Origin of the sequence: Palaeococcus ferrophilus DSM 13482, assembly GCF_000966265.1 — an archaeon.
Lineage (GTDB): Archaea > Methanobacteriota_B > Thermococci > Thermococcales > Thermococcaceae > Palaeococcus > Palaeococcus ferrophilus.
Genome location: NZ_LANF01000013.1, coordinates 12419 through 36644 on the forward strand (window position 1 = coordinate 12419; position 24226 = coordinate 36644).

The following is a 24226-nucleotide window of genomic DNA, read 5'->3' on the forward strand; positions in this document are numbered from 1 at the left end:
TTTTTTTAATTTAATGGTTTGGGATTAAAATGAGGAAGATGGCCGTTGGTTATATTCTGCTTTTCCTCCTTCTATCCGCGGCGATGCTTTCAGGTAGGGTAAGCAACGTGGAAATCCATTCCGCCAACTACAGCTATGTGGGGCCGATGCTCTTCTGGGCGTTCTTCTTCGCGAGTGCGGTCGTTCTTGCTATCATGCTCCTCATGATGCGCGACCCCTTCCAGCGTCCCCCGGAGGGGAAGCTTGACCTATGGAACATCGTGGCGTACATGGCGGTCATACTTGTCATGGTGGGCCCCGCGGTTCTGCTGCGCAGGTTTAGGCGCCCCGGGGCGATGACCACCCCCGGAAACACCACTTCCGGCCCGATTGCGGGGGAAGCCACCAAAGCCGCCGTCCACTCCCCCGTGATTCAAAAGTTCGTTAGTTCAGACTACGTGAGCGGGGCGCTCATCGTGGCGGCCATAGGTGCGGTTCTCGTGGGTGTTCTTGTTTACACAGCCTTCAAGATGAGGGAGGCCATGAGGGTCAGGAAAATACGGGAGGAGCTTGAGAGCTTTGAAAGAAGGATGGAGGAGGGAGATTTCGACCTGAACAGGGATCCAAGGGAGGTAGTGGTTGAATCATACCGCAAGGCGGTGCTTTACTTTGACATGATAGGCGTCCCATACAGGGAGAGCTGGACACACTGGGAGCACTACGGCGTTGTGAAGTACCGGAGGGATGCCTTCAGGGAGCTGACGCTCCTCTTTGAGAAGGCCAAATACGCCCCGGAGAAAGTAACTACAGAGGACGCGAGGAGGGCCTACGCCCTCTACAGGAGAATAAGGGGTGAGGGAAATGAGGGCTGAAAGGGCCGCTTTCCTTTTAATAATCGCCATACTCCTCGCGGGGGCGTCTTTCGCGGGCTCCTACGGATTAAGATGGGTGTTCCTCCTCCTCGCTTCGATGGGTATGTTCGTACTCTTCCTCGCGGAAGCGAGGATTTACTATGCCGAGAGGCCGCGGAGGGAGAAGGAAGAGGAGAGAAAGGACGAGTTCGAAAGAATGACTCACCTGATTGAACTCGCTGGAAAGGGAAGCACGAGCCGAAACATACTCTACGAGCGCCTTATCGAGCTCTATGCCCGCCTGGAGGATAGACCGATCTCGGAAATTAAGAGCGATCCACCCGCGGCCCTCCGGGAATACTGGAAGGGTGATTTTTACGATTCCCTCGATGGGACGCTATCCGGAATTGAGGAGGAGATAGAAAGGAGGTTGAAGGTATGAAGGTGGAAGAAGTTCACCTTAAGGGTAAGGAGGTACTCAACGAGGTTTCTAGGGCGATAGTCGGCAAGGAAGATGTCCTCAAACTGATACTCACCACCATCCTCGCGGACGGCCACATACTCCTTGAGGATCTGCCCGGACTGGCCAAGACCCTCATGGCGAAGAGCTTCGCAAGGGCTCTCGGGGTGGAGTTCAAGCGCGTGCAGTTCACTCCGGACTTGCTTCCGAGCGACATACTCGGTGTGAGCGTCTTCAACCAGAAGAGCCTCGAGTTCGAGTTTAGAAAGGGGCCGGTATTCACGAACGTCCTTCTGGCCGATGAGATCAACCGCGCCCCTCCAAAGACGCAGAGCGCCCTCCTAGAGGCCATGCAGGAGCGCCAGGTAACCATAGAGGGGAAGACCTACGCCCTAAAGCGCCCCTTCATAGTGATAGCCACGCAGAACCCCATAGAGCAGGAGGGAACCTATCCTCTCCCGGAGGCCCAGCTCGACCGCTTCCTCGTCCGTTTAAGGGTGGGCTACCCGAGCAAGGACGACGAGATGGAGATCCTCAGGAGGAGGATAGAGAGGAGACAGGACGACGTGGAAATTCGGCGGGTGGTGACGCCGGAGGAGCTCCTCGAGATGCAGAGGGCCGTCGAGGACGTCTACATAAGCGACGCCACCCTGCAGTACATCGTGGACATTGTCGAGGCCACGAGAAACGACAGGAGGAACATCGAGATAGGCGCCTCCCCCAGGGGCAGTCTGGCCCTCATGAAACTCTCAAGGGCCTACGCCGCGCTGGAGGGCAGGGACTACGTTATCCCCGACGACGTTAAGGCGGTGGCGGTTCCGGCGCTGAGTCACAGGATAATCCTCAAGAGGGAGCTGTGGTACCTCCACGTGAGCCAGGAAAAGGTGGTTTCGAGCCTCCTTGAGAAGGTGCCGGTACCAAAGTTCGAGTGATGGCTATGGAGCAGATGGCTACCTCAAAAGCGGCCCTATTCCTCGTGGCCCTCTGGAGCGTCCTGCTGATGGCCTTCGGGCTTACCCGGTGGGAGCTGGTCTACCTAGCCCTGCCTTTCGTGGCGGTACTGACGGTGGCGCTCCTCTTCTTCAAACCCGTGCTGGACGTGGAGGTGGAGAGGGCCATCCCCAACGAGCGCATTCTCGAGGGGGAAACCGTCGAGATTAAGCTTAAAATCCGTTCCCGCGAGAGGATACCGAGCCTGCGCCTCGTTGACCTCCTTCCCCCGGGTCTTGAGCTGGTTGAGGGCAGTTCAGAGTTCATACTATCACTCCACAGGGGTGAGGAGAGGGAGCTGAGCTACAAGGTGAGGATGAGGAGGGGAATCCACGAGTTCGAGGGAGTTGTACTCGAGTACCGCGACCCCTTTGGCTTCTTCTTCATCTCCAAGCGGGTGGAGCTGTACGATGAAATCGTCGGTGTTCCGAGGCTGGAGGATGTCATAACCCCCTACTCCACGAAGGGAACCAAGGTCACCGTCGGCCCGCTCCCCAGCCCGAGGGTGGGGGAGGGCGTGGAGTTCCACGCCATCAGGGAGTACCAGCCGGGAGATCCCCTCAAGATAATCAACTGGAAGGCGAGCGCGAGAACCGGAAAGATAATGTCCAACGAGTACGAGAGCGAGAGGAAGATAGACGTGGTTGCAATCGTTGATGCAACGTACAAGGGGAAGGGCGTCTTCGACTATTTGATACGGGCCGCTGCATCCTTCCTCCTCGATGCGCTCAACAACGGCACGAGCTTTGGTCTGCTCATAGCGGAGGAGGTTCCGCTCTGGATAAGGATAGACTACGGGAAGAGGCACTTCTTCAAGTGCGTTGACTTCCTTAGCATGTCCAAACCGGACAGGAACAACATGATAGCCTACCAGGTGGAGCACCTCCTCAGGACGCGCTTCCCCGCCAGGGTGCAGGTGCTCTACTTCTCCCCCCTCGTGACGGAGGAGGGCATTGAGGCGCTCAAGCTCCTCTACCGCTACGGCTACAACGTCGTGGTGATAACCCCCAACCCCTACTCGGGCATAGAACCCAAAACGAGGGAGGAGAAGCTGGCCAGGAAGTTCCTGCTGATTGAGAGGAAGGCCCTTCTGGCGAAGCTCGCCGCCTACGGTCTGATAATTGACTGGGACGTTAGGAAGCCCCTTAAAACGGCCATAGGGGAGGTGGTGCCCGTATGAGGCCAAGGATAAGGTTCTCTGTGCTCCCGTTCTTCCTCCTGCTCCTCCTCACCTACGGCACGCGCTTTTTCGTCCCCTCCCTGCTCCTCGCCCTCGGTTTTCTATCCTACGCCATGGGCATGCTCGCCCTCCTGGCCCTCGTCCTCTTCATAGTTTACTACAGGGCGGGCGGCCTCTACGGGATGGGGCTTGTGGCTCTCTCCCTCCTCTTCCTCGAGAGTGCGGAGATGGACAGGAAGAGGGCCCCCGGGGAGCACTACCTCATACTGCTCCTGGCGGTCTTCCTTGCGCTGCCCCTCTACTACCTCGTCGTGGGACTCGCACCCCTGATGCCCTCCCTGGAGGTTACGATGGTGGCGGCGCTGATGGTGGTGCTCCTCTATCTCGTCTCGAGGCTCGTGGTCGCTGAGCAAACTAAATAAAGGAAGTGGTAGTAGGGGATAAAGGGGGTAGTGATGGCGATCTTCGGTGGGAAGGAAAACAACGTGTTCGAGGTCATTGAGGAGCACCTCAAGGCCGTGGGAAAAACCCTCCAGAAGTTCAAGGAGCTTGTGGAGGCGTACGTTGAGGGGGACGAGGAGAGGGCCAGGGAGCTCATGGGCGAGGTGGAGGATGCCGAAAGGGAAGCGGACGGCCTCAGGAGGGGCATAGAGGAGATGCTTTACGGTGGGGCATTTCTCCCGTCCAGCAGGGGCGACTACGCCAGGCTGATAGAGGTCGTGGACAACGTGGCGGACGCGGCCGAAAGCGCCGCCCACGTTCTTATACTTGCGAGGCCCAAGGTTCCGGGGAGCCTGAGGGAGGAGATAATCAAGACCGTCGAGGCCGCCCTCGATACCTACACCACCCTTAAGAAGGCCGTATCGAACCTATACAGGGACGTTGACCTTGCCATAGAGTACGCGAAGAAAACGGAGCACCGCGAGGAGATATCCGATAAAGTGGAGCTAGACCTCATGGGAAAGATTTTTGAGAGCGAGGACGTAAGCACCTACGCCAAGCTTATATGGCAGCAGGTGGTAACCAAAATCGGCGATATAGCGGACAGGGCGGAAGACGCTTCCGACCAGGTCCTGCTAATAGCTATTAAACGGAGGGGTTGATATGAAAGTGCTCGTTGCTGCGCCGCTTCATGAGAAGGCCCTGGAGGTTCTGGAGAACGCGGGCCTTGAGGTCGTTTATGAGGAGTACCCGAGCCAGGAGCGCCTCCTCGAGCTTGTGGGCGATGTTGAGGCGATAATCGTCAGGAGCAAGCCTAAGGTCACTAGGGAGGTTATAGACGCCGCCCCGGGGCTCAAGGTCATAGGAAGGGCCGGCGTCGGTCTCGACAACGTGGACGTTGAGTACGCCAGGGGGAAGGGCATCGAGGTCGTCAACAGCCCGGGGGCAAGCTCAAGGAGTGTTGCCGAGCTCGCGATAGCCCTCATCTTCAACGTGGCGAGGAAGGTTGCCTTCGCCGACAGGAAGATGCGCGAGGGTGTATGGGCCAAGAAGCAGGCCATGGGAATGGAGCTTGAGGGCAAGACGCTTGGCGTTGTGGGCTTCGGAAGGATAGGCTACAGCGTTGCCAAGATAGCCAGGGCCCTCGGCATGGAGGTTCTCCTCTACGACCCCTACCCGAACGAGGAGAGGGCGAAGGAAGTTGGAGGAAAGTTCGTTGAGCTTGAGACGCTCCTCAAGGAGAGCGACGTGGTAACGCTCCACGTCCCGCTAATTGACGCGACCTACCATCTCATAAACGAGGAGAGGCTCAGGCTCATGAAGAAAACTGCTATACTCATCAACGCCGCCAGGGGAGCCGTCGTTGACACCAACGCCCTCGTCAAGGCCCTCCAGGAGGGCTGGATTGCCGGAGCTGGTTTGGACGTCTACGAGGAGGAGCCTCTCCCGAAGGACCACCCGCTCACCAAGCTCGACAACGTCGTCCTAACGCCCCACATCGGCGCCTCAACCGTCGAGGCCCAGATGAGGGCTGGAGTAGAGGTGGCCGAGAAGGTCGTTAAGGTTCTCAAGGGTTGATTGCCCTTTTCAACTATTTTATCAACTTACTCAAGCCCCCTGAACTTCCAGAGGAGCAACACTCCAAAAACCGCCCAGATAAGAGAGATTAGGGTTGCGTTTCCAGCCTCTCCCGCTATTAATCGGGCCGCGCTCACCGTTGGAAGGAGGTTCATAATCGCGGCGATTTTCTCGGGGAGAACGCTTCCAGGGTAGTAAACCGGCGGAAAGACCGTTAGGGCCGTAACGGTTAGGTTGGAGAGCCTCATAACGGTTAGCGGCTCCCTTGTCTTAACCCCCATGAGAAAGCCAATTCCAGCGCTCCAGAGCCAGAGCGAAACTATTCCAAACAGCATCCCGGGCACCGCCTTCAACCCGAGGCGCCACGAGAGGAGGAAGAAAAGGAGCAGGACGTAGGGAAAGGCCGGGATGCTCATGCCGATGGAGATTCCAAGGGCCTTCCTCCAGTTCCCTCCTGGAATGGACATCACTATGTCGTAGAACTTCGAGCGGGCCTTCATGCCCACGAGCTCGATGGAGAGGTCGGCCATCCCGACGCCGGCTATGAAGCTCACAATCGCTCCCGCCAGGGCTCTGTCGAGGAACCTCCCGCCGCTCACGACGTAGACGATGAAGATGAAGGAAACTGGCTGAAGCGCGAAGCTCACCAGCGCAAACTTTCCCTTCGTGAGGGCCCTAGCGTAGTACTCAATCAGCGCCATCATCAATACCACCGACCAGGAAGACGTCCTCTATGGTTACCCCCTCCCTTTTGAAGGGGACTCCGAGCTCCTCAAGCCTCCCGATGATTTCCCCCTCCTCCGCTTTGGAGCGCGCGTAGATGTAGGTATTCCTTCCAGTCCTTCTCAGGGTAAAGCCCTCAAGTGAAATCTCCTCAAAGGCGACGATCTTCGAGGCAAAACCCCTTAGATAGTCCCTAGCTATTTCCTCCGGTCTGCCGTCGGCGACTATCTTTCCCGCTTTGAGGAGGAGCACTCGATCACAGACGCTCGATATCTCGTTTAAGTAGTGGCTCGTGAGGATTATCGTTGCTTCCTCAGCCCTTTCTCTAAGCATCTCCCACAGCTTGAGCCTGTTCTGGACGTCGAGGCCGACGGTTGGCTCGTCGAGGAAGTAGAGCGGAACCTCGGCGGAGAGAACCATAGCCAGAAGGGCCCTTCTAACCATCCCTCCGGAAAGGGTAGAAAAGAGCTCATCCGCATAGTCTATCCCGAAGGTTTCCATTGCTTCATCGGCCTTCTTCATGGCTTCCCCCTTTGGGAGACCGCGCATTCTCAGGTAGTGATAGACGTAATCCCTCGGCGTGAGCGTGTAGAAGTGGGCCCTGACGTCCTGGGGCAGGAGCGCGAAGAACTCCCTGGCTTTCTCGGGTTCCCGCCCAAAGAGCCTCACCTTTCCAGAGTCGGGCTTCAAAAGCCCCGTGAGTATTCTAATCAGGGTGGTCTTTCCGGCGCCGTTGGGGCCGATTACCCCCACTATCCCTGGCCCTTCTATGGAAAAAGAAACGCCATCGAGGGCACGCTTTGAGCCGAAGGATTTTGAGAGGTTCTCGGCTTTGATGGCGGGCATACATAGAGTTTAGACGAATCCCCGATAAAAAAGTTTTTGGAAAATTGTCCCGTTGTCGGCATTCGCTGAAAGAGAAAATGCAAAGAGAGCGTCAAGGGCCCACGACTTCCGGGATAAGGGCACTGCACTTCCGCTGAAGCTCGGGATTGGCTCTCAGGAGCTCTTCAGCTGGATATTTACCGTTTTCGCGCCATTTTACCACAAAGTTGTGGATCATGTCCAATCCCTCGCGGACTGCAGGTATGTTGGCGGTTCCGTTTAGGACGGCATCTCGGGAAACCTCTATAAACGTGATACAGCCGTCATTTTTCGTCATATTTGCCACAGTTGCATTATCGGGGAAGTCCTCCGGAAAGATGAGCATCGCTGACCTTACAAGGTTCGACTCCAATCTTGAAAGATCGCGGGTAAGCTCCACCATTGAAAGATTAAAGGTCTCCGTGGAGTTCTGCTCCAGCGACTCGAGCGCCACTTTCGAATGGAACCTAATGTCACTGAGAGCTATCGAGGTCATCTGGTGAATGCAGAGTTCCTCGCGGTCTCTCTGCCCCTCTATGAACCTTTGAGAGCCGTATTCGCCTATCGAATGGTATAAAACGCCACCAACGACGATCAGGGCGAGGGTTGCGAGGATTATCCTGCCTTTCATAGGTGTACCCCCAAAGGAATTTGATTTCCCTGTTACCGCTTTCCTTGGCACTACTCCAATATCATCGGGTCCCTCTTTTGGTCCCTCCACGATGTTTAATCTTTGCCAGTATTAACTCTTTTTTGGATAGGAAGTATAAATTTTGGAGATTTAAAAAACTTGCTCCAGCTTGTTGAGTCATTTATCAGTACCCCAAAGATCACCCATGTAAACACCTGAGCCTTCCCCTTCACACCGAAACGCTGACTTCCACACGTGTCTCGTGGGAATCGTAGAGGGCAACGAGTCTGTAGTAGGGAATGGGGGGAGCAGGGCCAAACTCGTGTTTCCTGTGTTGGTTGTCCTCACGCCCACATTAAGAGGACGGAAAAAGCCGCCAGGGCGCTCTTTAAGCAGCCCACTTCCACAGAATATCGTTTGTCGTGGGGTTTAAAATCAAAGAAATCAGAAAAGGTTAGGAAAGGACTTCACTCGAAGTCCTCGCCGCCGCCCATTCCGCCTTCGCCGCCCTTCTCCTTCTCGAGCTTGCTGGCAGCTATGACGTCGTCAATGCGGAGTATCATTATCGCGGCCTCGCTGGCGCTCTTGATGGCCTGCTTCTTGACGCGAACCGGCTCTATGACGCCGCGCTCCATCATGTCTGCCGGCTCGCCCTCGAAGACATCAACACCGATGGTCGGTCCCTTCTCCTTGTGGGCGGCGGTGACCTTAACGAGGGTCTCTATCGGGTCGAGACCTGAGTTCTCGGCGAGGGTCCTCGGTATGACCTTGAGGGCCTCGGCGAAGGCCTCGATGGCAAGGGCCTCCTTACCGCCAACCTCCTTCGCGTACTCGTCGAGCCTGACGCTGAGCTCTATCTCTGAGGCTCCTCCACCGGCGACTATCTTGCCGTCCTCGATGATGTCCTTGACGACCTTGACCGCATCTTCGAGGGCCCTCTCAACCTCGTCAACGACGTGCTCGGTTCCACCGCGGATGAGGATGGTCACTGCCTTCGGGTTCTTGCAGCCCTCAACGAAGATCATGTTCTCGCCGGCAACCTTCCTCTCCTCAACGAGCTCGGCCTCACCGAGGTCTTCGCTCGTGAGGTCGCGGATGTTGGTGACGATCTTGGCGCCGGTGGCTTTCGCGAGCTTCTCCATGTCGCTCTTCTTGACCCTCCTAACCGCGAGTATTCCGGCCTTGGCGAGGTAGTGCTGGGCAAGGTCATCAATGCCCTTCTGCACGAAGACGACGTTGGCCCCGACCTCCTTGATCTTCTCGACCATCTCGCGGAGCATGCGCTCCTCCTGCTCGAGGAAGGCCTGGAGCTGCTCCGGGCTGGTGATCCTTATCTCAGCATCTGTTTCAGTCTCCTTGACCTCAAGGGCCTCGTTTATGAGCGCTATTTTAGCGTTCTCAACCCTCTTGGGCATTCCTGGGTGGACGCGCTCCTTGTCAATGACGACACCCTTGATGAGCTGGGTGTCCCTGGTGCTTCCCCCCTCCTTCTTCTCGAACTTGATGTTGTCAATGTCAACCTTGTATGCCTCCCCGACCTTCTCGGCCACCTGCTTGACGGCCTCGACCGCTATCTCGGCGAGGTACTCCTTCTCCTCCTCGGCGGCCTTTCCGGTGATTGATGTCATGGCGGCCTTCTTGAGGCTCTCCCTGTCCTCAACGTCAACATCCTTGGCTATCTTGTCGAGTATCTCCTGGGCCTTCTCGGCCGCCATAGTGTAACCCTTAACTATGATACTCGGGTGAATGTTCTGATCAAGAAGCTCCTCAGCCTTCCTGAGAAGCTCACCGGCGATGACAACGGCGGTTGTGGTGCCATCACCGGCCTCCTTATCCTGAGTCTTGGCAACCTCAACCATCATCTTGGCGGCCGGGTGCTGGATGTCCATCTCGTCGAGTATGGTGGCACCGTCGTTGGTGATGATTATGTCGCCGAGGCTGTCAACGAGCATCTTGTCCATGCCCTTCGGGCCGAGGGTGGTCCTGACGGTCTCGGCTATGATTCTTCCGGCGAGAATGTTGAGCCTCTGGGCGTCCCTTCCAACATACCTCTGGGTCCCCTCGGGGAGAATAACAACCGGCTGACCTGCGAGCTGGGCCATCTTGACCCACCTCCTTTTATTTTTTTGTGTGAGGCTTTTCCGGTTTTAGTTACAATATGTGCTTCCGCTCATATGTTCCTTTGGGTTATTTATAAATTTTTCGGTTGAAGACCAGGAGGCGAGAATTGTGCTGGAAAGTGATACGAAGCGGCACATACGTCTCCGTGGCCTTTTAGAGTGTATTTGCCTCAGGTGGGGATAAAACGTCTTCATCGCAGCGCTCCGCTGGGATGACACTCATCATCGGCGGTGAGAGTTCTCCCTCCATCTTAATAACCTTTTGCAGGAGAGATGGCCCATGGGGGAGATAAACTTATTTACGCTCTTCCCGCACTCCATCACATGCCCCGCTTAACCCTCGGAGGGAGGGAAATTGAATACGAGCTCGTGCTCAGAAACGTCCGCTACGTCAGGATTAGCCTCCTCCCCGATGGGCGGCTGAGGGTTGTCTCGCCCACGGCCGATGTTGAGCCTTTTCTCCTTAAAAAACGCCGCTGGATACTCGGAAGACTGGCCCTCCTTGAGGAGGCCCGGGTGGATGGCTTTCCCTACTTCGGGGAGTTCCTCAACGAGCCGCCTGCTCGGGGTGGTGAACTTGAGACGCTCTTAAGGAAGGAACTCAGAAAAACGGTTATGCCACTCGTGGTGAAGAGGAGCGCTGATTTCAACGTTTCTCCAGGAAGGGTTTACATCCGAAAAGCCCGGAGCAGGTGGGGGAGCGCTTCCTCCAGGGGAAACGTCAGCTTCAGCCTCGCGCTCGCCGCCCTGCCCTTGGAGATTATAGACTACGTGGTGACCCACGAGGTGGCCCACCTCAGGCATATGAACCACTCCCGGGCATTCTGGTCCCTCGTTGCGAGCGTGCACCCCGACTGGAGGGAGAAGCGGAAGGAACTCAAAAAATGGTGGGCGGTTGTGAGCTTAAACGACGTGTGGCGGGAACTCCTCACTCCAGGGGGGGAGCCCTCACCTATGAGGTGCATCACGACCTTCCTGTGCCGGGGCCTCACGTCCAGCTCCACGAAGAATATCTGCTGCCATATCCCCTTCACCAGCTTCCCCTTTATGACGGGAAGCGCCAGTGACGGCCCGAGGAGACTCGCCCTCAGGTGGGAGTGGGCGTTGTTGTCTATTATGTCGTGCCGGTAGCCCTTACCCTTGGGTATCAGCTCCTCCATCATGCGCTTGAAGTCCTCCACAAGGCCATCCTCGTTCTCCAGGGCAACCACCGCCCCCGTGGCCCCTGGAACGAATATAAGCACGTGCCCATCGCGAACGCCGGCCCTCTCCACGAAGCGCTCCACCTCATCCGTGATGTCAACCATGTCAATCTCACCCTTCGTGGTGAAGTGCAGCTCCTCAATCACCACCTTCATTCCTGACCCTCCAAATCCCGTATCCAACGGCAAACCCTATTAGGTTTGCGGCCATATCGTGGAGGGAGAACGTCCTGCCCGGCACGGCGAGCTGGAGCACCTCGAGCAGGATGGGGAAAACTACAAGCCACGCCCTCCCCCCGAGGACGCCGAGCAGGAGAAACTCAATGAGATGAACCACCTTGTCCCCGTTGGCGACGGGGGAGGCTGGAACCACGGGGAAGAGGTTCAAAAGGAAGAGGAGGATTACGTAGGCTTTTAAGCCCCTCATAGAAAGCTCTCCAGCAGCTTTACCTTCCTCAGAACGTCGAGGGGGTCCTTCCCGAAGATGTATATGACGGGCTCTATACCGAAGCCACCCTCGTCCACCACCGCGTCCAGCGCCTCCCCTTTGAAGAGGTCTATGATCCTTTTCACGGTCTCCTCCTCGCTCCTTTTCCCGGGTTCTATGCTCGCCGTCCTAAGGCCGGCCTTTTGGAGTGCCTCCTCTACCCTCTCATCGTACTTTATGTTGATGACGCTCCTCAAATCCACATCGAGCCCGATGAGCCCGAGCAGTATCGAGGCGGAGTGCCTGCTCGCCCCGAATTCAGCTGGCAACGCGTACACCTTTCCCTTCGAGAGAGTTATTCTCCCGGGGATTGCCGCGACGTCTTCTATACTCCGAGCATCCGGCAGGGCGTAGGCGAAGTTGCTCCGCACCTCTGGAATGAGCGAGGGGAAGAGCTCATCTCTTGAGAGCTCCCGCACCGCAAGGTTCAGGAGGGTTAGGACCTCGGACCTGTCCTCGCTCGGGGCTAAGAGCTCGCCGCAGAAGCTTTCGTTATCTATCCCTGCGTATCGCAGGTACTCCCCGCAGAGCTCCCCATCCAGAAGCTCGAGGAAGCGGCGGAAGGAGTACTTTATTATCTCCTCTCTGGGCGCCCCGTAGAGTATCATGTCGCCTATCTCGCGCGCGCTGTCCTCTATAATGGCCTCTATCTCTTCCACCTTTTTGTACTTCCCGCCTATGTACTTGCTCACCATCGCCTGGGTTATGCCGAGGCGCTCGGCTATCTCCGACTGGCTCATGCCCCTCTCGTAGAGGTAGCGCGCCACCATGGCCCTCAATCCCGGGGCCACCACCTCGGCCCAGAAACTGCACGGCGTTCTCATCCCACCACCTTATTGAATTGCTAAAACCGGGTTATAAAACTTCCCTGAGTTTTTGGACATTTATTTGTTTAAAAAGCTTTAAAAACCGGGGTATTTTTACATTGGGTGGGCACTTATGTGGAAAGGACGTGACGTGATAAGCGTTAGGGATTTCTCGAAGGACGACATCGAGTTTGTTTTAAAAACCGCGGAAAGGCTTGAGAATGAGCTCAATGAGGAGGGCTCTCTTGACTACGCGAAGGGGAAAATACTCGCCACTTTGTTCTTTGAGCCGTCAACGAGAACCAGACTGAGCTTCGAAAGCGCAATGCACAGACTCGGCGGCTCTGTTATAGGGTTCTCCTCGGCGGCGAGCACGAGTGTCAAGAAGGGGGAGAGTCTGGCAGACACGATAAAGACGGTCGAGCAGTACAGCGACGTAATCGTTATCCGCCACCCGATGGAAGGGGCCGCGAGGCTCGCCGCTGAAGTTGCGGACGTTCCAATACTCAACGCCGGCGACGGAAGCAACCAGCACCCGACGCAGACGCTTCTCGACCTCTACACGATCAAGAGGGCCTTCGGGAAGATAGACGGTCTCACGATAGGCCTCCTTGGAGACCTCAAGTACGGGAGAACCGTCCACAGTCTAGCAGAGGCTTTGGCCTTCTACGACGTTGAGCTCTACCTGATCTCGCCGGAACTCCTGAGGATGCCGAAGCACATCGTTGAGGAGCTCCGCGAGAAGGGCGTTAAGATCCACGAGACGACCGACCTTGAGGGCGTTATTCCCGAACTCGACGTCCTCTACGTCACGAGGATACAGAGGGAGCGCTTTCCGGACGAGGAGGAGTACCTGAAGGTGAAGGGCAGCTACCAGGTGAACTGCTCCCTGTTGAAGGGGGCCAGGGAGACGCTCAAGGTGATGCACCCGCTCCCGAGGGTGGACGAGATTCACCCCGAGGTGGACAAGAGCGAGCACGCCCTCTACTTCCGCCAGGTCTTCTCGGGAGTGCCCGTTAGAATGGCCCTGCTCGGGCTAACGCTGGGGGTGCTGTGAATGGCCGAACTTAAGGTTACCGCGATTAGAGAGGGAACGGTTATAGACCACATTCCAGCGGGCAAGGGACTCAAGGTCATCGAGATACTCCACCTCAACAGGGTGAACGGCGGCGTTCTATTGCTCGCCGCAAACGTGTCCAGCGGCAAGCTGGGCAGGAAGGACATAGTGAAGGTCGAGGACAAGTTCCTGAGCGAGGAAGAGGTCAACAAGATAGCTCTTATAGCGCCCAACGCGACCGTGAACATCGTGAGGGACTACAGGGTGGCCGAGAAGTTTAAGGTGGAGATTCCGGACGAGATAGTGGGCATACTCACCTGCCCGAACCCCAACTGCGTCAGCAACCACGAGTACGTGAGGTCGAGGTTCCACGTGGAGAGCAAGGAGCCTTTGAAACTCCGCTGCCACTACTGTGAGAGGACCGTTGAGGGGGAGGACATCCCCCGCAGCCTCTGACATCTTTTTTAATTAAAATTAAAGATGCTCACTCCCGCACCACGTGGGGGAGCGCCCTCAGGACGGGCACTATCACGAGGAACGCCCCGATAACATCAACAACTGTCTGTATTGCGTTGGGGAGGCTTATCGCCAGCCAGAATGGCATGTGGGTGAACTCCTCGACCAGTGGAATCACCTGCTCCCTGGGAACTCCGAACCATACGGGGATGGCGTAGTAGTAGTTCATCGCCATCATGAGGGGTGCCCTTATCAGAATCCCGAAGACCGTACCGAGAACTATGAATGGCAGGTACTTCTCGGGGGAGCCGACCTTGAAGTGTGTGAGCCTCTTCGCGAGCTCGAGGCCGAGGACAACGCTCAGCGTGGCTAGGAACTTCATGCTCGCCCCGAGCCACGAGGAGCTGCCCACCATGCTGATGCCGAGGAACAGGAGCACCAGGCCGAGGAAACCCGTTTCCAGGCCGTAGAGGAGATAGAGCAGCACCATCGGCACCGCCACGAAGTCAATGTCCATCCCCCACGGTGTTTTGACCTTCAGGGGGGAGAGCTGGAGGACGAGTGCGAGCGCGAGCATCAGGGCAAGTATGGCAACGTCTCTCGCCTTCATGGACTTCACCGGAAGAAACAATGTTCCAAAATTTATAAAAGTTTGTTCCAATAATGGAACAAAAGAGGAATCAGAGGAAGGCGTGTCTGTTCTTGTAGAGGGCGTAGGCCGCGTAGCTCAGGAGGCCCATGCTGATGAGCCCGAGAACGAGGACGAGGGCCACAACCCCCTGTGCAAAGGAGAGTGATTTTCCAAGGGCCTCCGCTATGCGGGCGAGCTCCTCGGGGTTGTTGATGGCGTATATCCCATACCTCACTGAGAAGCCCGCCATCACGAGCGGGACGGGAATGGCGGCAAAGGCGAGCATAACCCCGAGGCTTCCCCTCTTCCTGATGCTGAGCATTGAGAGCAGGACGGGCACTATTAGTATGAGCGCCGTCAGCGCATAGGCCGGTCCGAATATGCCGGCCAGGATGAAGAATGGCACCATTCCAAATAGGTACGCCTTGTAGGCCTTGTTTACCTCCATTATCCTCTCCGTGAAGTCGTAGGGAGCTGATCTGGAATACTTGAGCATCAGCTCAACCTCGCGGAGGTAGGATTTGGTGTCCTCTCCAACAGTCTTCTCTTTGGTCATGTTCTTCAACCTGACGGCGCGCTTGTAGAAGAAGTTCGCCAGCTCCTCGTTGTCAATCGTTACACTTTCGCTCAGCTCGAGAAAGTTCTTCTTGGCCTCTTCAAGCTTATTTATAACCTTAATCTTCTTCTTGTCCGGAAGGGATGATAGTGAGTTAACCTTCTCCTGGGTCTCACCCAGAACCTCGGCTGTCTGCCTGAGAATCTCGGGACTCTTCATGAAAACACCTCCAGAGGAAATAAAAAAGGGAGGGCTATAAATTTATTGCCCTGCCTTCAACAGCTTGGGAATGCTCCACCCCATGAGGGCAAATATGAACCCCCATGCAACAAGGAGGAATGCCAGGGCTCCTGCGTCCATCTTAACCACCTCACATCTTTATAATGACCTCGTTCTTGGCGAGCTCTTCGCCGTACTTCTTCTTGATGGCCATGTACGCCTCGATGGCGCCGATGATGAGTATTGCTATGATGACCAGTCTTGCCCTGAGGACTATTGGAACCGCATCTGGGTAGGTTCCGCCGAGGACACCCTCAACGTAGGCCTTGGAGACGTGGAGGGCAAGGGCACCCATGCTGTAGTAGTCCTTGGTGTTTCCTATGAGGAGGACTATCATGAAGAGCGGCGCTATTATGGTCATTATCGGCTTGAACCAGCCCGGAACGTCAATGTAGGCTCCCTTGTGGAGCTCCTCCCAGAAGTTGTCGGGCTTGAAGAGCCAGACCGCAACTATGACGTCGAAGAGACCGAGGAGCACGAGGAAGTATGAGCCAACCCACATGTCGAGCTCGCTGAGGTAGACGAGGCTGCTGTCGAGCGCAACCGGCAGTCCAAGGAGGAAGAGGAATCCGAAGACTACCCAGGTGCCTATCTTCCTGTCGAGCTTTATGTCCTCCTCGAGCATTGCCACCAGGTAGTTGTAGGTAGCTATGGCCGAGGTGAATCCTGCGAACCAGAGGAGCAGGAACCAGAAGGCACCGAATATCTGTCCTGCGGGCATGTTGGCGAAGACGTTCGGCAGGGCCATGTAGGCGAGACCAACGCCACCCTTAACGGCCTGCTCCGGACCGAGGTAGGCGAAGGCTATCGGTATGGCGAGTGAACCACCGAGGATAACCTCTGCGAACTCGTTGAGCGAAACCGTAGCGATACCGCTGAGGGCAACGTCATCCTCCGGGCCGAGGTAGGAGGCGTAGTTGTGTATGATACCCATACCCAGCGAGAGTGTGAAGAATATCTGTCCTGCCGCGGCCAGGCTTATCTTGAAGAAGTTCTGGCTTAGGGCCTGGAAGTTCGGCTTCCAGATGTACTCGAGACCCTTGATGGCGCTCCACTCGGGCTTGACCGGTGAACCGAGGGTGAGGGCCCTCAGCACGAGGATGATAGCGAAGACGTACAGAGCGGGCATCATAACCTTAACCCATCTCTCGATACCCTTGCTGACGCCCTGTGCCACCGCTATTCCGAGTATAACCATCGTCAGGGCCCAGAAGAAAATCACCGCCTTGGTGTTGGTGACGTAGCTGATGAAGAACTGCACGGTGTCCTTGCCGAAGTATGCTCCCGTGAGGCTGTAGTAGGTGTAAGCCGCTGACCAGCCTATGATCTGGTAGTAGTAAGAGCTCAACAGTGATGCCACCGAGAAGGCTAGCATTCCACCGATGATACCGAAGATCAAGGCCGTCTTCGGCTTTACGCTCTCCCTGGCCATGAGGTAGAACATCGGTCCAATCGTTCCGTGTCCGTACTTTCCTCCGTACCTTCCCGTGGTCCACTCAACCCACATCACGGGAATACCGAGGAATATCAGTGCCACGAAGTAGGGTATCATGAAAGCCCCGCCACCGTTGCTTGCGAGCTGGTAGGGGAATCTCCAGAAGTTTCCAAGGCCTATTGCGTTTCCGGCCATTGCCAATATAAGACCGAGTTTAGTTGCCCATCTATCCCTTTCTTCCATTTCATTCCACCCCTTTCATTAGTCCCAAACCCAAAACACAAATGGACATGAACCAACACTAATGTTAAGGATTGTGGGCATATAAAAAGCTTTCTCTCGCCTTTTTTCGGCAAAAGCCGACTTACTACGGTTCTAACGTAGGAAGTTAAGTTTCGTCGTTTTGGAACAGATCGCTAAGTGATATACTAGATATCTGACACAATGACAAAAACTTGGGCGAGTAAAGACTTCCACTATCCTGCAGAATAAGAGATGATTTGTGATCATTACAAGAATTGAGGCATTAAGTCAGAAATAAAGGGAAGGAGAAGAAATCACTTCTTCACCCATCCGCGGTGCTTCATGGCCTCGTAGACCCTCTGGACTGAGACAACGTAAGCGGCATCCCTCATCGGGATGTTCTTCTCCTTGTGGGTGTTGTAGACGTCCCAGAAGGCCTTGGTCATCTTGTCGTCGAGCCTCTTCCTGGTCTCCTCGACGGTCCAGTAGAAACCGTTTATGTTCTGGACCCACTCGAAGTAGCTGACGGTAACACCGCCGGCGTTACAGAGGAAGTCCGGTATGATGAGGACGCCCTTCTCGTGGAGTATCTCGTCGGCCTCCGGGGTGGTCGGACCGTTGGCGAGCTCGGCAACGATCTTGGCCTTGATCTTGTCAGCGTTGTCCTTGGTTATGACACCCTCGATGGCACTCGGGGCGAGAACGTCAACCTCGAGCTCAAGGAGCTCCTCGTTGGTTATGTTGGTCGCGCCTGGGAAGTCCTTGACACTACCGTTCTTCTTCTTCCACTCGAGAACCTCATCGGCGTTGAGGCCGTCCGGCTTGTAGATGCCGCCCTTGCTGTCGCTGACGGCGACGACCTTCATGCCGTACTCCTCGGTCATGATCTTGGCCATGTAGTAACCGGCGTTACCGTAGCCCTGGATGGCGATGGTCTTGCCCTTGAGGTCCATGCCGAGGGCCTTCGCTGCTTCCCTAACGGTGAAGCTGGCGCCCCTGGCCGTGGCGTCCATCCTGGCGACGATACCGCCAACTCCCGGCGGCTTGCCGGTGATGACACCGAAGGCCGGGCCCTTTCTCCTGCTTATGACCTCGTACTCGTCCATCATCCAGGCCATGATCTGCGGGTTGGTGTAAACGTCAGGAGCGGGGATGTCGGTCCACGGGCTGATAACGTCGTAGATGGCCCTTATGTAGTTCCTGGCGAGCCTCTCCTTCTCCCTGTCGGAGAGCTCCTTCGGGTTGACGATGATGCCACCCTTACCTCCACCGTAGGGGAGGTCAACGACTGCAACCTTCCAGGTCATCCAGGTGGCGAGGGCCTTAACGGTGCTGAGGGTCTCGGCCGGGTGCCACCTTATACCACCCTTGGTCGGACCGCGAGCCCAGTTGTGCTGAACACGGAAACCGGTGAAAACCTTGACAGAACCGTCGTCCATCTCGAGCGGAACGCTGACCTCAACAATCCTCATGGGCTTCTTGAGCCACTCAAGGGCCTCTTCGCTTATGTCCATGAACTGGGCAGCCCTCTCGAGCTGCTTAACGGCCATCTCAAACGGGTCTATGTTGGTCATGACTCATACCTCCTGCCAATAAGTTGATTGGCGATGTGATTTTCGATAATTACCTATATAAACCTTTCGCTAAAAAGCATGGAAAGCCGTCTGTTTTAAACAAATGGTTACATAGTCCGTTTTTGAGGCAAACACTAGAATCACCGCTCTTTTCCATCTCAAATCTCCCCTTAACGGCCTTATTTTACATACATCCATGTCCATAGGCGTATATCAATGTCTTAAAATTTTGGACACATGAAATATTTCATCAACAAACCCATATTTCAGCGCCCGAAAGCACCCATTAGAGCTTTGCACCAAAAGGGTGTTAAGAGATGAGGGGGAAACTACCCGTGAGCACCATGGAAACAAGAGATGCCATAATGGAGCACATCCGGAGAAAGCCTGGGATAACGTTTCGCCAGCTTGCCAGGGAGCTCGGGTTAGGCATTGGCACGGTGCAGTACCACCTCCACCGCCTGGAGAGGGAGGGGAAGGTGGTTTCCTTCAGGGCAAATCGAAAGCGCTACCTGTTTCCAAACGACTTCAACGAGAACTACGAGGCACTGATGACCGCGATATCTAACTCCACTCAAAGGAGGATCCTGCTGCTTATAGCGGAGGAAGAGAGGACCCTCAGTGACATAGCATCGGCCCTGGGGCTGACACCCGCAACCATAAGCTACCACATGAAGCGCCTCGAGAAGCTGGGGCTCGTGGAGAGGCGCCCTTGCGGGAAGTACGTGGCCTTCAGGCCGGCCTTTGATGTGGACACCCTGCTGAGGCTGCTTAAGGAGTACCGCCCGAAGATATGGGATGAGCTCGCTGACAGGCTCGTTGACCTCGTGCTCAACCTGAAGGGGGAGGGAGAATGATGGCCCATCTTGCCCTCATCATTGACATGATCATACTGGCACTTGCGGCCCTGCTGGCCTTCATCTCCTGGAGGGCCTACAGGAGAAGCAACCTTAAGAGCCTGCTGCTCCTGATGTTCGCCTTCGTCCTGGTGGGGCTCAAAAAGATAGTGGAGAACCTGCCGGCTGTGGGAACGCACGAGTATTCGGAGCTGGTTATCGGACTGATAGAGCTTTCGTTCGTGGTGCTGGTGTTTGTGGCTATCGCGAAGGAGAGGTGAGGAAGATGCCGCTTGGGATATACGTCCTCAGGGTGAAGCCCGGGAAGGAGAAGGAAGTGAAGGAGAAGCTCCTCAACGAGTTCAACTTCGATGAGGTGCACATAGTTACGGGCCCCTTCGACTTGATAGGGAAGATATTCGTGCCCCTGACGAGAAGGGGATTCGAGGAGCTCAAGGGCGAGATAGAAAATATGGAGGGGGTAATAGAGGTCAAGTACCTGGAGGCCCTCGATTAGCGCACTATGAGCATGGGCGGCTTTATTAGTCCTGCCAGCTCCTCCAGGAGGCTGCCTATTCTCGTCTTTCCGCTCTTACCGTAGGCGCCGAGAACCACCAGGGAGTAGTTCCCGTTGTTTGCCTCCTCCAGTATTCTGTCCTTCGCCGTCCCCTCAACTATCTTTATGGAGCAGTTAACGCCCTCCTCCCTGCAGAGGTTGAGAAGGTTTGTGAGGACGTCGTGGACATCTTTCTTCATGCGCTTCCATATCTCCTCCTCGAAACCCTTGATGTCCTTGACGTCGCCGCTTCTAGCTCCCATGTTGAAGGCGAAGGCCTTGGCTTCCCTCCTGTCGAGAACGGAGAACAGGACGATCCTTCCTCTCTTCCTCTTGGCCACGCCCACCGCGTGGAGAGCCGCCTTCTGGCTCCACTTTGAGCCATCAACGAGCACGAGTATCTTCACTTTCATCACCCCACGTACCTAAGCCAGAGTATCCCTACACCCGCCAGAACTGTAAGGGTCATTATCACCATGCCCACCTTCAGGAAGTCGCCGAAGGTTATCTTAACGCCCTCACGCTCGGCTATTCCTATTACGACCACGTTGGCGCTGGCACCTATCGCGGTTCCGTTTCCCCCAAGGCACGCCCCGAGGGAGAGCGCCCACCAGAGGGGGTAGGTGTTGAGGGAGCCGCCCATGGCTTTTATCAGGGGTATCATGGTCGCGGTGAAGGGTATGTTGTCAACTATGGCCGATGCAAACGCCGAGAACCACGATATTATGAGGAGGGCCTCTCCCTCGCTGTGAATATGGGAGGTAATCCAGCGGGCGAGCTGGTCAATGGTGCCAGTCTCTACAAGGGCCCCGACTATTATGAAAAGCCCCCCAAAGAAGAACAGCGTGGGCCACTCAACCTTCTCCAGAACCCCCTCGGGGTCTTCCCTCGCCCATAGAAGTATGGCTGAGGCCCCGGTCAAGGCCACGACCGCGGGCTCTATGCCCAGCCTGTCGTGCACGAAGAACACCGCCACAATCATGAGTATAACGATTACGGACTTCCTGAAGAGGACTATGTCCTTTATGGCGGCCCTCTCGTCTAAATCCTCAAGCGTGCGGAGGATTCTGCGTCTCTCCTCGCCGCTGACCTTGAGGGTCCCCCTGTAGGCAAGGTATATCACCCCCACCGTGACCAGCAGGTCAATCAGGGCTATGGGCCCCATGTTCACTATGAACTCGTTGAAGCTTAAATTGGCGGCAGAGCCTATCATTATGTTCGGAGGATCGCCTATGAGCGTCGCCGTTCCGCCTATGTTCGACGCAAAGACCTCCGAGAGGAGGAAGGGGACAGGGTTGAGCTCCATGAGCCTGCTAACGTAGAGGAGCATGGGCGTGAGGAGGAGAACCGTGGTGACGTTATCGAGGAACGCACTCACAACCGCGGTGACGACGGAGAAAAGGAGGAGCACACGTATTGGACTCCCCTTTGCCAGTTTTGCCGTCCTTATTGCTATATATTCAAAAAGACCGCTGTTTCTCGCGGTGTTCACGACTATCATCATGCCCGTGAGGAGCAGTATCGTGTCGAGGTCGAGGTAGATGTGGAGCCTCTCCCAGGGGACTATGTCGAGGAAGAGAACCACTGAAGCCCCTGCCATCGCCGCTATGGTCCTGTGGATCCTCTCGCTCATCACGAGTGCGTACGTAAGGAGGAACACTGTAACGGCCACTGCCTCAGCGTTTATCATCTCCATCACCTCAGTACACTATCACCGGCTTCTCCACGTGCTGAACAACCTTGAAGACCACGGGGCTTATGGGGGACACCTTGGTTATCTCCGAGCCGTATCCCTTTGACAGGACTACCATGTCGTAGTCATCGGCAAGTTTTATCACGTCCTCGCTTTTGTCACCGAAGAACAGCCTCCTCTGGACGTTGAGTCCGCTCTCCTTCAGCCGCTCGCTTACCTCCTCAAGGAGCTCCATGCCGTAGGCCTCCTCGTTTTTTCTGAATTCTTCGCTCGCCTCGCCGCTGAGTGTGTCTCTGATTATTGAGAACAGGGTGGCGTCTATTATGTAAACCAGCGTCACTGTGGCATCGTAAGCCGAGAGAGTCTCGTAGAGTTCTTCGGGAATCTCGTGAACGAATCGGTCCAGGGGCATGAGTATCGAGTGTATCTCCGGAAGGACCATCTCCTCCTCAGTTAGGAGGAACTCGCGGTACTCCCTGAGAATCTTCTCGTAGCGCTTTCCCGCTATGTTCTTAAACTTCCTCTCGATGAGTGATGAGTAGAGTCCCATGTTGCCTCCCCTCTCGCCGCTTCATCTGAATGTTTTTAAATATGTCGGTCATGCCCGAATTTTAAGAAATTTTGAACCGTGAACCACAAGGGATATTTAAGGTTTTGGCGAAGGTTTTTCCGGGTGGTGAAGATGAAGAGAGTACTCGGAGTTCTGGCGGTTCTCATGGTGGCACTCTCCCTAGCGACCCCGTCTTTAGCGCAGTGCCCCGCCGAGGGGAACACGGTCTACATAAAGGCCCCGGCCGTTTCGAGAACGGCCAGCGGTGAGCTCGTTGGTGTGGCAACGACCTTCTCCATAACCGTGGCCCCTGGTAGCGGTCACGTTTACGTGGAGACGTGGCCACTCACGGAGGTTGATATGCAGGCCTCGGCGAGGCTCGCGGCGCAGATCGCGGGAAAGGTGCTCGGCGTTGATATGAGCAAGTACGACGTCTTCATACACGTGGCCTCGGACGCGCCAACCATAGGCGGCCCCTCCGCGGGCGGAACAATGACCGTTGGGATTATCGCGGCCCTCAAGGGATGGAAGCTCCGCGACGACGTCATGATGACGGGGATGATAAACCCCGATGGGAGCATAGGCCCCGTGGGTGGAATCCTCGAGAAAGCTTCCGCTGCCCACGATGCGGGCATGAGTGTCTTCCTTATCCCGGAGGGCCAGAGGATTCAGATGGTTCAGCACACGGAGAAGAGCCAGATCGGCCCCCTCGTCCAGATAACGAGCAAGGCCGAGCCCGTTGACGTTGTGGAGTACGCGAAGGAGAGGTGGGGCCTCCAGGTTGTTGAAATAAAGGACATATACGATGCCATCTTCTACTTCACGGGCCACAGGATAGAGAGGCCCAAGGCCCCGGAGAGCATCTCAATAGACACGTCCTTCGTTAAGGATGACGCCCTCCGGGACTACGACAACACAACCGCCTACTACAGCCTCGTGGAGAAGGAGCTCAACGACAGCGACGTGGGCTACTCAACCTACAACCTCCTCAAGGGCGCCCTCAATCAGGCCAAGGAGAAGATAGACTCCGCCAAGGAGAACATTGACAAGGGCAGGTACTACACCGCCATGAGCCTCGACTTCCAGGCGAGAATAACGATAAGGACGGTGGAGTGGAGCCTCAAGGCCGACACTCCGGAAAAGGTCGAGGATCTCCTTAGGAGCGTTGAGAGCGACATCAAGGAGATGGAAAACCAGAGCTACACCATAAGGGGCGTTACAATGCTGCAGGCCATAGCGGGTAGCGAGGAGCGCGTTGAGGAGGCCAAGGAGTACATGAAGGACGCGTGGAGCGCCTACTACCAGTCGGACTACTGGAACGCCATAGGCAACGCGGCCTTCGCCTACGAGAGGCTTCAGACGGCGAAGTTCTGGGCCCTGCTCGGCCAGAGGTACGCCAAGGGTGACGTCATAAGCCCCGAGGTCGTCAGGGACACCGCCAGGAACTACCTTGACAACACGAGGCTCGTGGTTACTTACATAAGCTCCATGTTCGGCGAGGCCAACGTTGGGGACCTTGTGAAGGAGCTGGACAAGGGTGAGGAGTACTACTCCGAGGGCAAGTACTCTGCGGCCCTCTTCTCGGCGATAGAGGCGAGCGCCAGGGCCAACATACTGCTCGACACGATAGGCATCGAGAACGAGACGGTGCTCACCAAGAAGCTGGAGGAGATGAAGAAGGACGCGGAGGTGGCGATAGCGACCGCTCAGAGCAAGGGCGTTTACCCGCTCCTCGGCGTGGCCTACTACGAGTTCGCCCAGAGCTACGAGGAGCAGGGCGGCCTTGAGAACCTCGTTACCGCCATGACGTTCTACCAGTACGCGAAGGAGTCCTCAACGATATTTCTGAGCTCCACGATCACCCCGAAGGTAGAGGATATTACGCCGGAGGTGCCGCCCATCACCACGGTTACTACCACCACAACGGCAACGGAGAGCGAGAAGCGTCCAGCCACCCCCGAGAGAAGTCAGCCCGTCCTGCTCGCGGGCGCGCTAATAGTGGGCTTGCTCTTTGGCATAGGAATCGGCAGGAAGCTTTGATTCCTCTT

The 24226-nt window shown here is 56.0% G+C and carries 26 protein-coding genes and 2 pseudogenes; 14 read left to right on the forward strand and 14 right to left on the reverse strand.

Going from position 1 to position 24226, the window contains the following annotated elements; genetic code table 11:
* The first annotated feature begins 29 nt into the window (after nt 1-29).
* Genes PFER_RS11865 through PFER_RS07340 form a run of 7 tightly spaced genes read left to right on the forward strand, consistent with a single transcriptional unit; the run spans nt 30 to nt 5479 of the window.
* Complete coding sequence (locus tag PFER_RS11865) at nt 30-851, forward strand: DUF4129 domain-containing protein (protein WP_052696201.1); 822 nt, start codon at nt 30-32, stop codon at nt 849-851.
* Nucleotides 841-1272, forward strand: a complete 432-nt coding sequence (locus PFER_RS07315; RefSeq protein ID WP_048150543.1) for a hypothetical protein — start codon at nt 841-843, stop codon at nt 1270-1272. Before PFER_RS11865 ends, PFER_RS07315 begins: the two co-directional genes overlap by 11 nt.
* Nucleotides 1269-2222 (forward strand): AAA family ATPase, encoded by a 954-nt coding sequence (locus PFER_RS07320; protein ID WP_048150548.1) that lies wholly within the window; start codon nt 1269-1271, stop codon nt 2220-2222. Before PFER_RS07315 ends, PFER_RS07320 begins: the two co-directional genes overlap by 4 nt.
* A gap of 5 nt (nt 2223-2227) precedes the next feature.
* A complete protein-coding gene (locus PFER_RS07325; protein ID WP_245612494.1) occupies nt 2228-3460 on the forward strand; it encodes a DUF58 domain-containing protein in 1233 nt (410 codons plus the stop codon).
* Nucleotides 3457-3882, forward strand: coding sequence for a hypothetical protein (locus PFER_RS07330; RefSeq protein WP_048150557.1), 426 nt, complete (start codon nt 3457-3459; stop codon nt 3880-3882). Before PFER_RS07325 ends, PFER_RS07330 begins: the two co-directional genes overlap by 4 nt.
* A gap of 33 nt (nt 3883-3915) precedes the next feature.
* A complete protein-coding gene (locus PFER_RS07335) occupies nt 3916-4563 on the forward strand; it encodes a TIGR00153 family protein (protein WP_048150560.1) in 648 nt (215 codons plus the stop codon).
* A 1-nt stretch (nt 4564) separates the two neighbouring features.
* Nucleotides 4565-5479, forward strand: a complete 915-nt coding sequence (locus PFER_RS07340; protein ID WP_048150563.1) for a D-2-hydroxyacid dehydrogenase — start codon at nt 4565-4567, stop codon at nt 5477-5479.
* 26 nt (nt 5480-5505) lie between these two features.
* Here the strand turns inward: PFER_RS07340 and PFER_RS07345 are convergent, their stop codons facing one another.
* From PFER_RS07345 to thsB, 4 genes are all read right to left on the reverse strand, one after another.
* A complete protein-coding gene (locus tag PFER_RS07345; protein ID WP_048150565.1) occupies nt 5506-6183 on the reverse strand; it encodes a hypothetical protein in 678 nt (225 codons plus the stop codon).
* Nucleotides 6167-7048 (reverse strand): ABC transporter ATP-binding protein, encoded by an 882-nt coding sequence (locus PFER_RS07350; protein WP_048150568.1) that lies wholly within the window; start codon nt 7046-7048, stop codon nt 6167-6169. Before PFER_RS07350 ends, PFER_RS07345 begins: the two co-directional genes overlap by 17 nt.
* Before the next feature lie 91 nt (nt 7049-7139).
* Nucleotides 7140-7697, reverse strand: coding sequence for a hypothetical protein (locus PFER_RS07355; RefSeq protein ID WP_048150571.1), 558 nt, complete (start codon nt 7695-7697; stop codon nt 7140-7142).
* Nucleotides 7698-8164: 467 nt separating this feature from the next.
* Nucleotides 8165-9799 carry a thermosome subunit beta gene (gene thsB, locus PFER_RS07360; protein ID WP_048150573.1) on the reverse strand — a complete coding sequence of 545 codons (1635 nt, stop codon included), beginning with the start codon at nt 9797-9799 and terminating at the stop codon, nt 8165-8167.
* A gap of 633 nt (nt 9800-10432) precedes the next feature.
* On the opposite strand from thsB, the pseudogene PFER_RS12455 reads away from it, so the two are divergent.
* A pseudogene (locus PFER_RS12455) lies at nt 10433-10642 on the forward strand (M48 metallopeptidase family protein); the annotation flags it as partial.
* Between the two features lie 122 nt (nt 10643-10764).
* On the opposite strand, the pseudogene PFER_RS07365 reads toward PFER_RS12455, so the two are convergent.
* The 3 genes and pseudogenes from PFER_RS07365 to PFER_RS07375 form a co-directional block, all read right to left on the reverse strand.
* Nucleotides 10765-11175: pseudogene (locus PFER_RS07365) on the reverse strand (secondary thiamine-phosphate synthase enzyme YjbQ); the annotation flags it as partial.
* Nucleotides 11159-11446 (reverse strand): VanZ family protein, encoded by a 288-nt coding sequence (locus PFER_RS07370; protein WP_048150576.1) that lies wholly within the window; start codon nt 11444-11446, stop codon nt 11159-11161. The pseudogene PFER_RS07365 and the gene PFER_RS07370, both read right to left, overlap by 17 nt.
* Nucleotides 11443-12330, reverse strand: coding sequence for a thiamine-phosphate synthase family protein (locus PFER_RS07375; RefSeq protein ID WP_048150578.1), 888 nt, complete (start codon nt 12328-12330; stop codon nt 11443-11445). Before PFER_RS07375 ends, PFER_RS07370 begins: the two co-directional genes overlap by 4 nt.
* 115 nt (nt 12331-12445) lie before the next feature.
* Between PFER_RS07375 and pyrB the strand changes: the two genes are divergently transcribed.
* Nucleotides 12446-13369, forward strand: a complete 924-nt coding sequence (pyrB, locus tag PFER_RS07380; RefSeq protein ID WP_048150581.1) for an aspartate carbamoyltransferase — start codon at nt 12446-12448, stop codon at nt 13367-13369.
* Nucleotides 13370-13825, forward strand: a complete 456-nt coding sequence (gene pyrI, locus PFER_RS07385; protein ID WP_048150584.1) for an aspartate carbamoyltransferase regulatory subunit — start codon at nt 13370-13372, stop codon at nt 13823-13825.
* A gap of 28 nt (nt 13826-13853) precedes the next feature.
* On the opposite strand, the gene PFER_RS07390 is transcribed toward pyrI, so the two are convergent.
* From PFER_RS07390 to gdhA, 4 genes are all read right to left on the reverse strand, one after another.
* Complete coding sequence (locus PFER_RS07390) at nt 13854-14435, reverse strand: ECF transporter S component (RefSeq protein WP_048150588.1); 582 nt, start codon at nt 14433-14435, stop codon at nt 13854-13856.
* A 70-nt stretch (nt 14436-14505) separates the two neighbouring features.
* A complete protein-coding gene (locus PFER_RS07395; protein WP_048150590.1) occupies nt 14506-15231 on the reverse strand; it encodes a hypothetical protein in 726 nt (241 codons plus the stop codon).
* A 151-nt stretch (nt 15232-15382) separates the two neighbouring features.
* Nucleotides 15383-16969 (reverse strand): sodium-dependent transporter, encoded by a 1587-nt coding sequence (locus tag PFER_RS07400; RefSeq protein WP_048150593.1) that lies wholly within the window; start codon nt 16967-16969, stop codon nt 15383-15385.
* 314 nt (nt 16970-17283) lie between these two features.
* Entirely contained in the window at nt 17284-18543 is a 1260-nt protein-coding gene (gene gdhA, locus PFER_RS07405) for a glutamate dehydrogenase (protein WP_048150595.1), read from the reverse strand.
* Between the two features lie 317 nt (nt 18544-18860).
* On the opposite strand from gdhA, the gene PFER_RS07410 reads away from it, so the two are divergent.
* Genes PFER_RS07410 through PFER_RS07420 form a run of 3 tightly spaced genes read left to right on the forward strand, consistent with a single transcriptional unit; the run spans nt 18861 to nt 19896 of the window.
* Nucleotides 18861-19400 (forward strand): winged helix-turn-helix transcriptional regulator, encoded by a 540-nt coding sequence (locus PFER_RS07410; RefSeq protein WP_245612495.1) that lies wholly within the window; start codon nt 18861-18863, stop codon nt 19398-19400.
* Nucleotides 19397-19660 carry a DUF7521 family protein gene (locus tag PFER_RS07415; RefSeq protein WP_048150599.1) on the forward strand — a complete coding sequence of 88 codons (264 nt, stop codon included), beginning with the start codon at nt 19397-19399 and terminating at the stop codon, nt 19658-19660. The genes PFER_RS07410 and PFER_RS07415 overlap by 4 nt, the downstream gene beginning before the upstream one ends.
* Before the next feature lie 5 nt (nt 19661-19665).
* Nucleotides 19666-19896, forward strand: coding sequence for a hypothetical protein (locus PFER_RS07420; protein ID WP_048150602.1), 231 nt, complete (start codon nt 19666-19668; stop codon nt 19894-19896).
* Here PFER_RS07420 and PFER_RS07425 read toward each other — a convergent pair.
* From PFER_RS07425 to PFER_RS07435, 3 genes are read right to left on the reverse strand one after another with little or no spacing between them, the layout of a single operon-like run.
* Complete coding sequence (locus PFER_RS07425; RefSeq protein WP_048150606.1) at nt 19893-20342, reverse strand: universal stress protein; 450 nt, start codon at nt 20340-20342, stop codon at nt 19893-19895. The genes PFER_RS07420 and PFER_RS07425 overlap by 4 nt on opposite strands.
* A 5-nt stretch (nt 20343-20347) precedes the next feature.
* The gene (locus PFER_RS07430; protein ID WP_394296997.1) at nt 20348-21631 is read right to left on the reverse strand and encodes an ArsB/NhaD family transporter; all 1284 of its coding nucleotides are present in this window, start codon (nt 21629-21631) and stop codon (nt 20348-20350) included.
* 4 nt (nt 21632-21635) lie between these two features.
* Nucleotides 21636-22178 carry a universal stress protein gene (locus PFER_RS07435; RefSeq protein WP_048150612.1) on the reverse strand — a complete coding sequence of 181 codons (543 nt, stop codon included), beginning with the start codon at nt 22176-22178 and terminating at the stop codon, nt 21636-21638.
* Nucleotides 22179-22310: 132 nt separating this feature from the next.
* Here PFER_RS07435 and PFER_RS07440 point away from each other — a divergent pair, with 132 nt between their 5' ends.
* Nucleotides 22311-24218 carry a S16 family serine protease gene (locus PFER_RS07440; protein WP_048150615.1) on the forward strand — a complete coding sequence of 636 codons (1908 nt, stop codon included), beginning with the start codon at nt 22311-22313 and terminating at the stop codon, nt 24216-24218.
* Nucleotides 24219-24226 lie beyond the last annotated feature (8 nt).

Bases quoted from the DNA above. Each gene is read 5' to 3' on its own strand.
- PFER_RS07390 (WP_048150588.1), bottom strand. From the start codon at position 14,435: ATGAAGGCGAGAGACGTTGCCATACTTGCCCTGATGCTCGCGCTCGCA.
- PFER_RS07335 (WP_048150560.1), top strand. From the start codon at position 3,916: ATGGCGATCTTCGGTGGGAAGGAAAACAACGTGTTCGAGGTCATTGAG.
- PFER_RS07340 (WP_048150563.1), top strand. From the start codon at position 4,565: ATGAAAGTGCTCGTTGCTGCGCCGCTTCATGAGAAGGCCCTGGAGGTT.
- PFER_RS07320 (WP_048150548.1), top strand. From the start codon at position 1,269: ATGAAGGTGGAAGAAGTTCACCTTAAGGGTAAGGAGGTACTCAACGAG.
- PFER_RS07370 (WP_048150576.1), bottom strand. From the start codon at position 11,446: ATGAGGGGCTTAAAAGCCTACGTAATCCTCCTCTTCCTTTTGAACCTC.
- PFER_RS07350 (WP_048150568.1), bottom strand. From the start codon at position 7,048: ATGCCCGCCATCAAAGCCGAGAACCTCTCAAAATCCTTCGGCTCAAAG.
- gdhA (WP_048150595.1), bottom strand. From the start codon at position 18,543: ATGACCAACATAGACCCGTTTGAGATGGCCGTTAAGCAGCTCGAGAGG.
- PFER_RS11865 (WP_052696201.1), top strand. From the start codon at position 30: ATGAGGAAGATGGCCGTTGGTTATATTCTGCTTTTCCTCCTTCTATCC.
- pyrB (WP_048150581.1), top strand. From the start codon at position 12,446: ATGTGGAAAGGACGTGACGTGATAAGCGTTAGGGATTTCTCGAAGGAC.
- PFER_RS07420 (WP_048150602.1), top strand. From the start codon at position 19,666: ATGCCGCTTGGGATATACGTCCTCAGGGTGAAGCCCGGGAAGGAGAAG.
- PFER_RS07345 (WP_048150565.1), bottom strand. From the start codon at position 6,183: ATGATGGCGCTGATTGAGTACTACGCTAGGGCCCTCACGAAGGGAAAG.
- PFER_RS07325 (WP_245612494.1), top strand. From the start codon at position 2,228: ATGGAGCAGATGGCTACCTCAAAAGCGGCCCTATTCCTCGTGGCCCTC.
- PFER_RS07395 (WP_048150590.1), bottom strand. From the start codon at position 15,231: ATGAAGAGTCCCGAGATTCTCAGGCAGACAGCCGAGGTTCTGGGTGAG.
- PFER_RS07355 (WP_048150571.1), bottom strand. From the start codon at position 7,697: ATGAAAGGCAGGATAATCCTCGCAACCCTCGCCCTGATCGTCGTTGGT.
- PFER_RS07410 (WP_245612495.1), top strand. From the start codon at position 18,861: ATGAGGGGGAAACTACCCGTGAGCACCATGGAAACAAGAGATGCCATA.
- PFER_RS07440 (WP_048150615.1), top strand. From the start codon at position 22,311: ATGAAGAGAGTACTCGGAGTTCTGGCGGTTCTCATGGTGGCACTCTCC.
- pyrI (WP_048150584.1), top strand. From the start codon at position 13,370: ATGGCCGAACTTAAGGTTACCGCGATTAGAGAGGGAACGGTTATAGAC.
- PFER_RS07330 (WP_048150557.1), top strand. From the start codon at position 3,457: ATGAGGCCAAGGATAAGGTTCTCTGTGCTCCCGTTCTTCCTCCTGCTC.
- PFER_RS07415 (WP_048150599.1), top strand. From the start codon at position 19,397: ATGATGGCCCATCTTGCCCTCATCATTGACATGATCATACTGGCACTT.
- PFER_RS07400 (WP_048150593.1), bottom strand. From the start codon at position 16,969: ATGGAAGAAAGGGATAGATGGGCAACTAAACTCGGTCTTATATTGGCA.
- PFER_RS07315 (WP_048150543.1), top strand. From the start codon at position 841: ATGAGGGCTGAAAGGGCCGCTTTCCTTTTAATAATCGCCATACTCCTC.
- PFER_RS07375 (WP_048150578.1), bottom strand. From the start codon at position 12,330: ATGAGAACGCCGTGCAGTTTCTGGGCCGAGGTGGTGGCCCCGGGATTG.
- PFER_RS07435 (WP_048150612.1), bottom strand. From the start codon at position 22,178: ATGGGACTCTACTCATCACTCATCGAGAGGAAGTTTAAGAACATAGCG.
- thsB (WP_048150573.1), bottom strand. From the start codon at position 9,799: ATGGCCCAGCTCGCAGGTCAGCCGGTTGTTATTCTCCCCGAGGGGACC.
- PFER_RS07430 (WP_394296997.1), bottom strand. From the start codon at position 21,631: ATGGAGATGATAAACGCTGAGGCAGTGGCCGTTACAGTGTTCCTCCTT.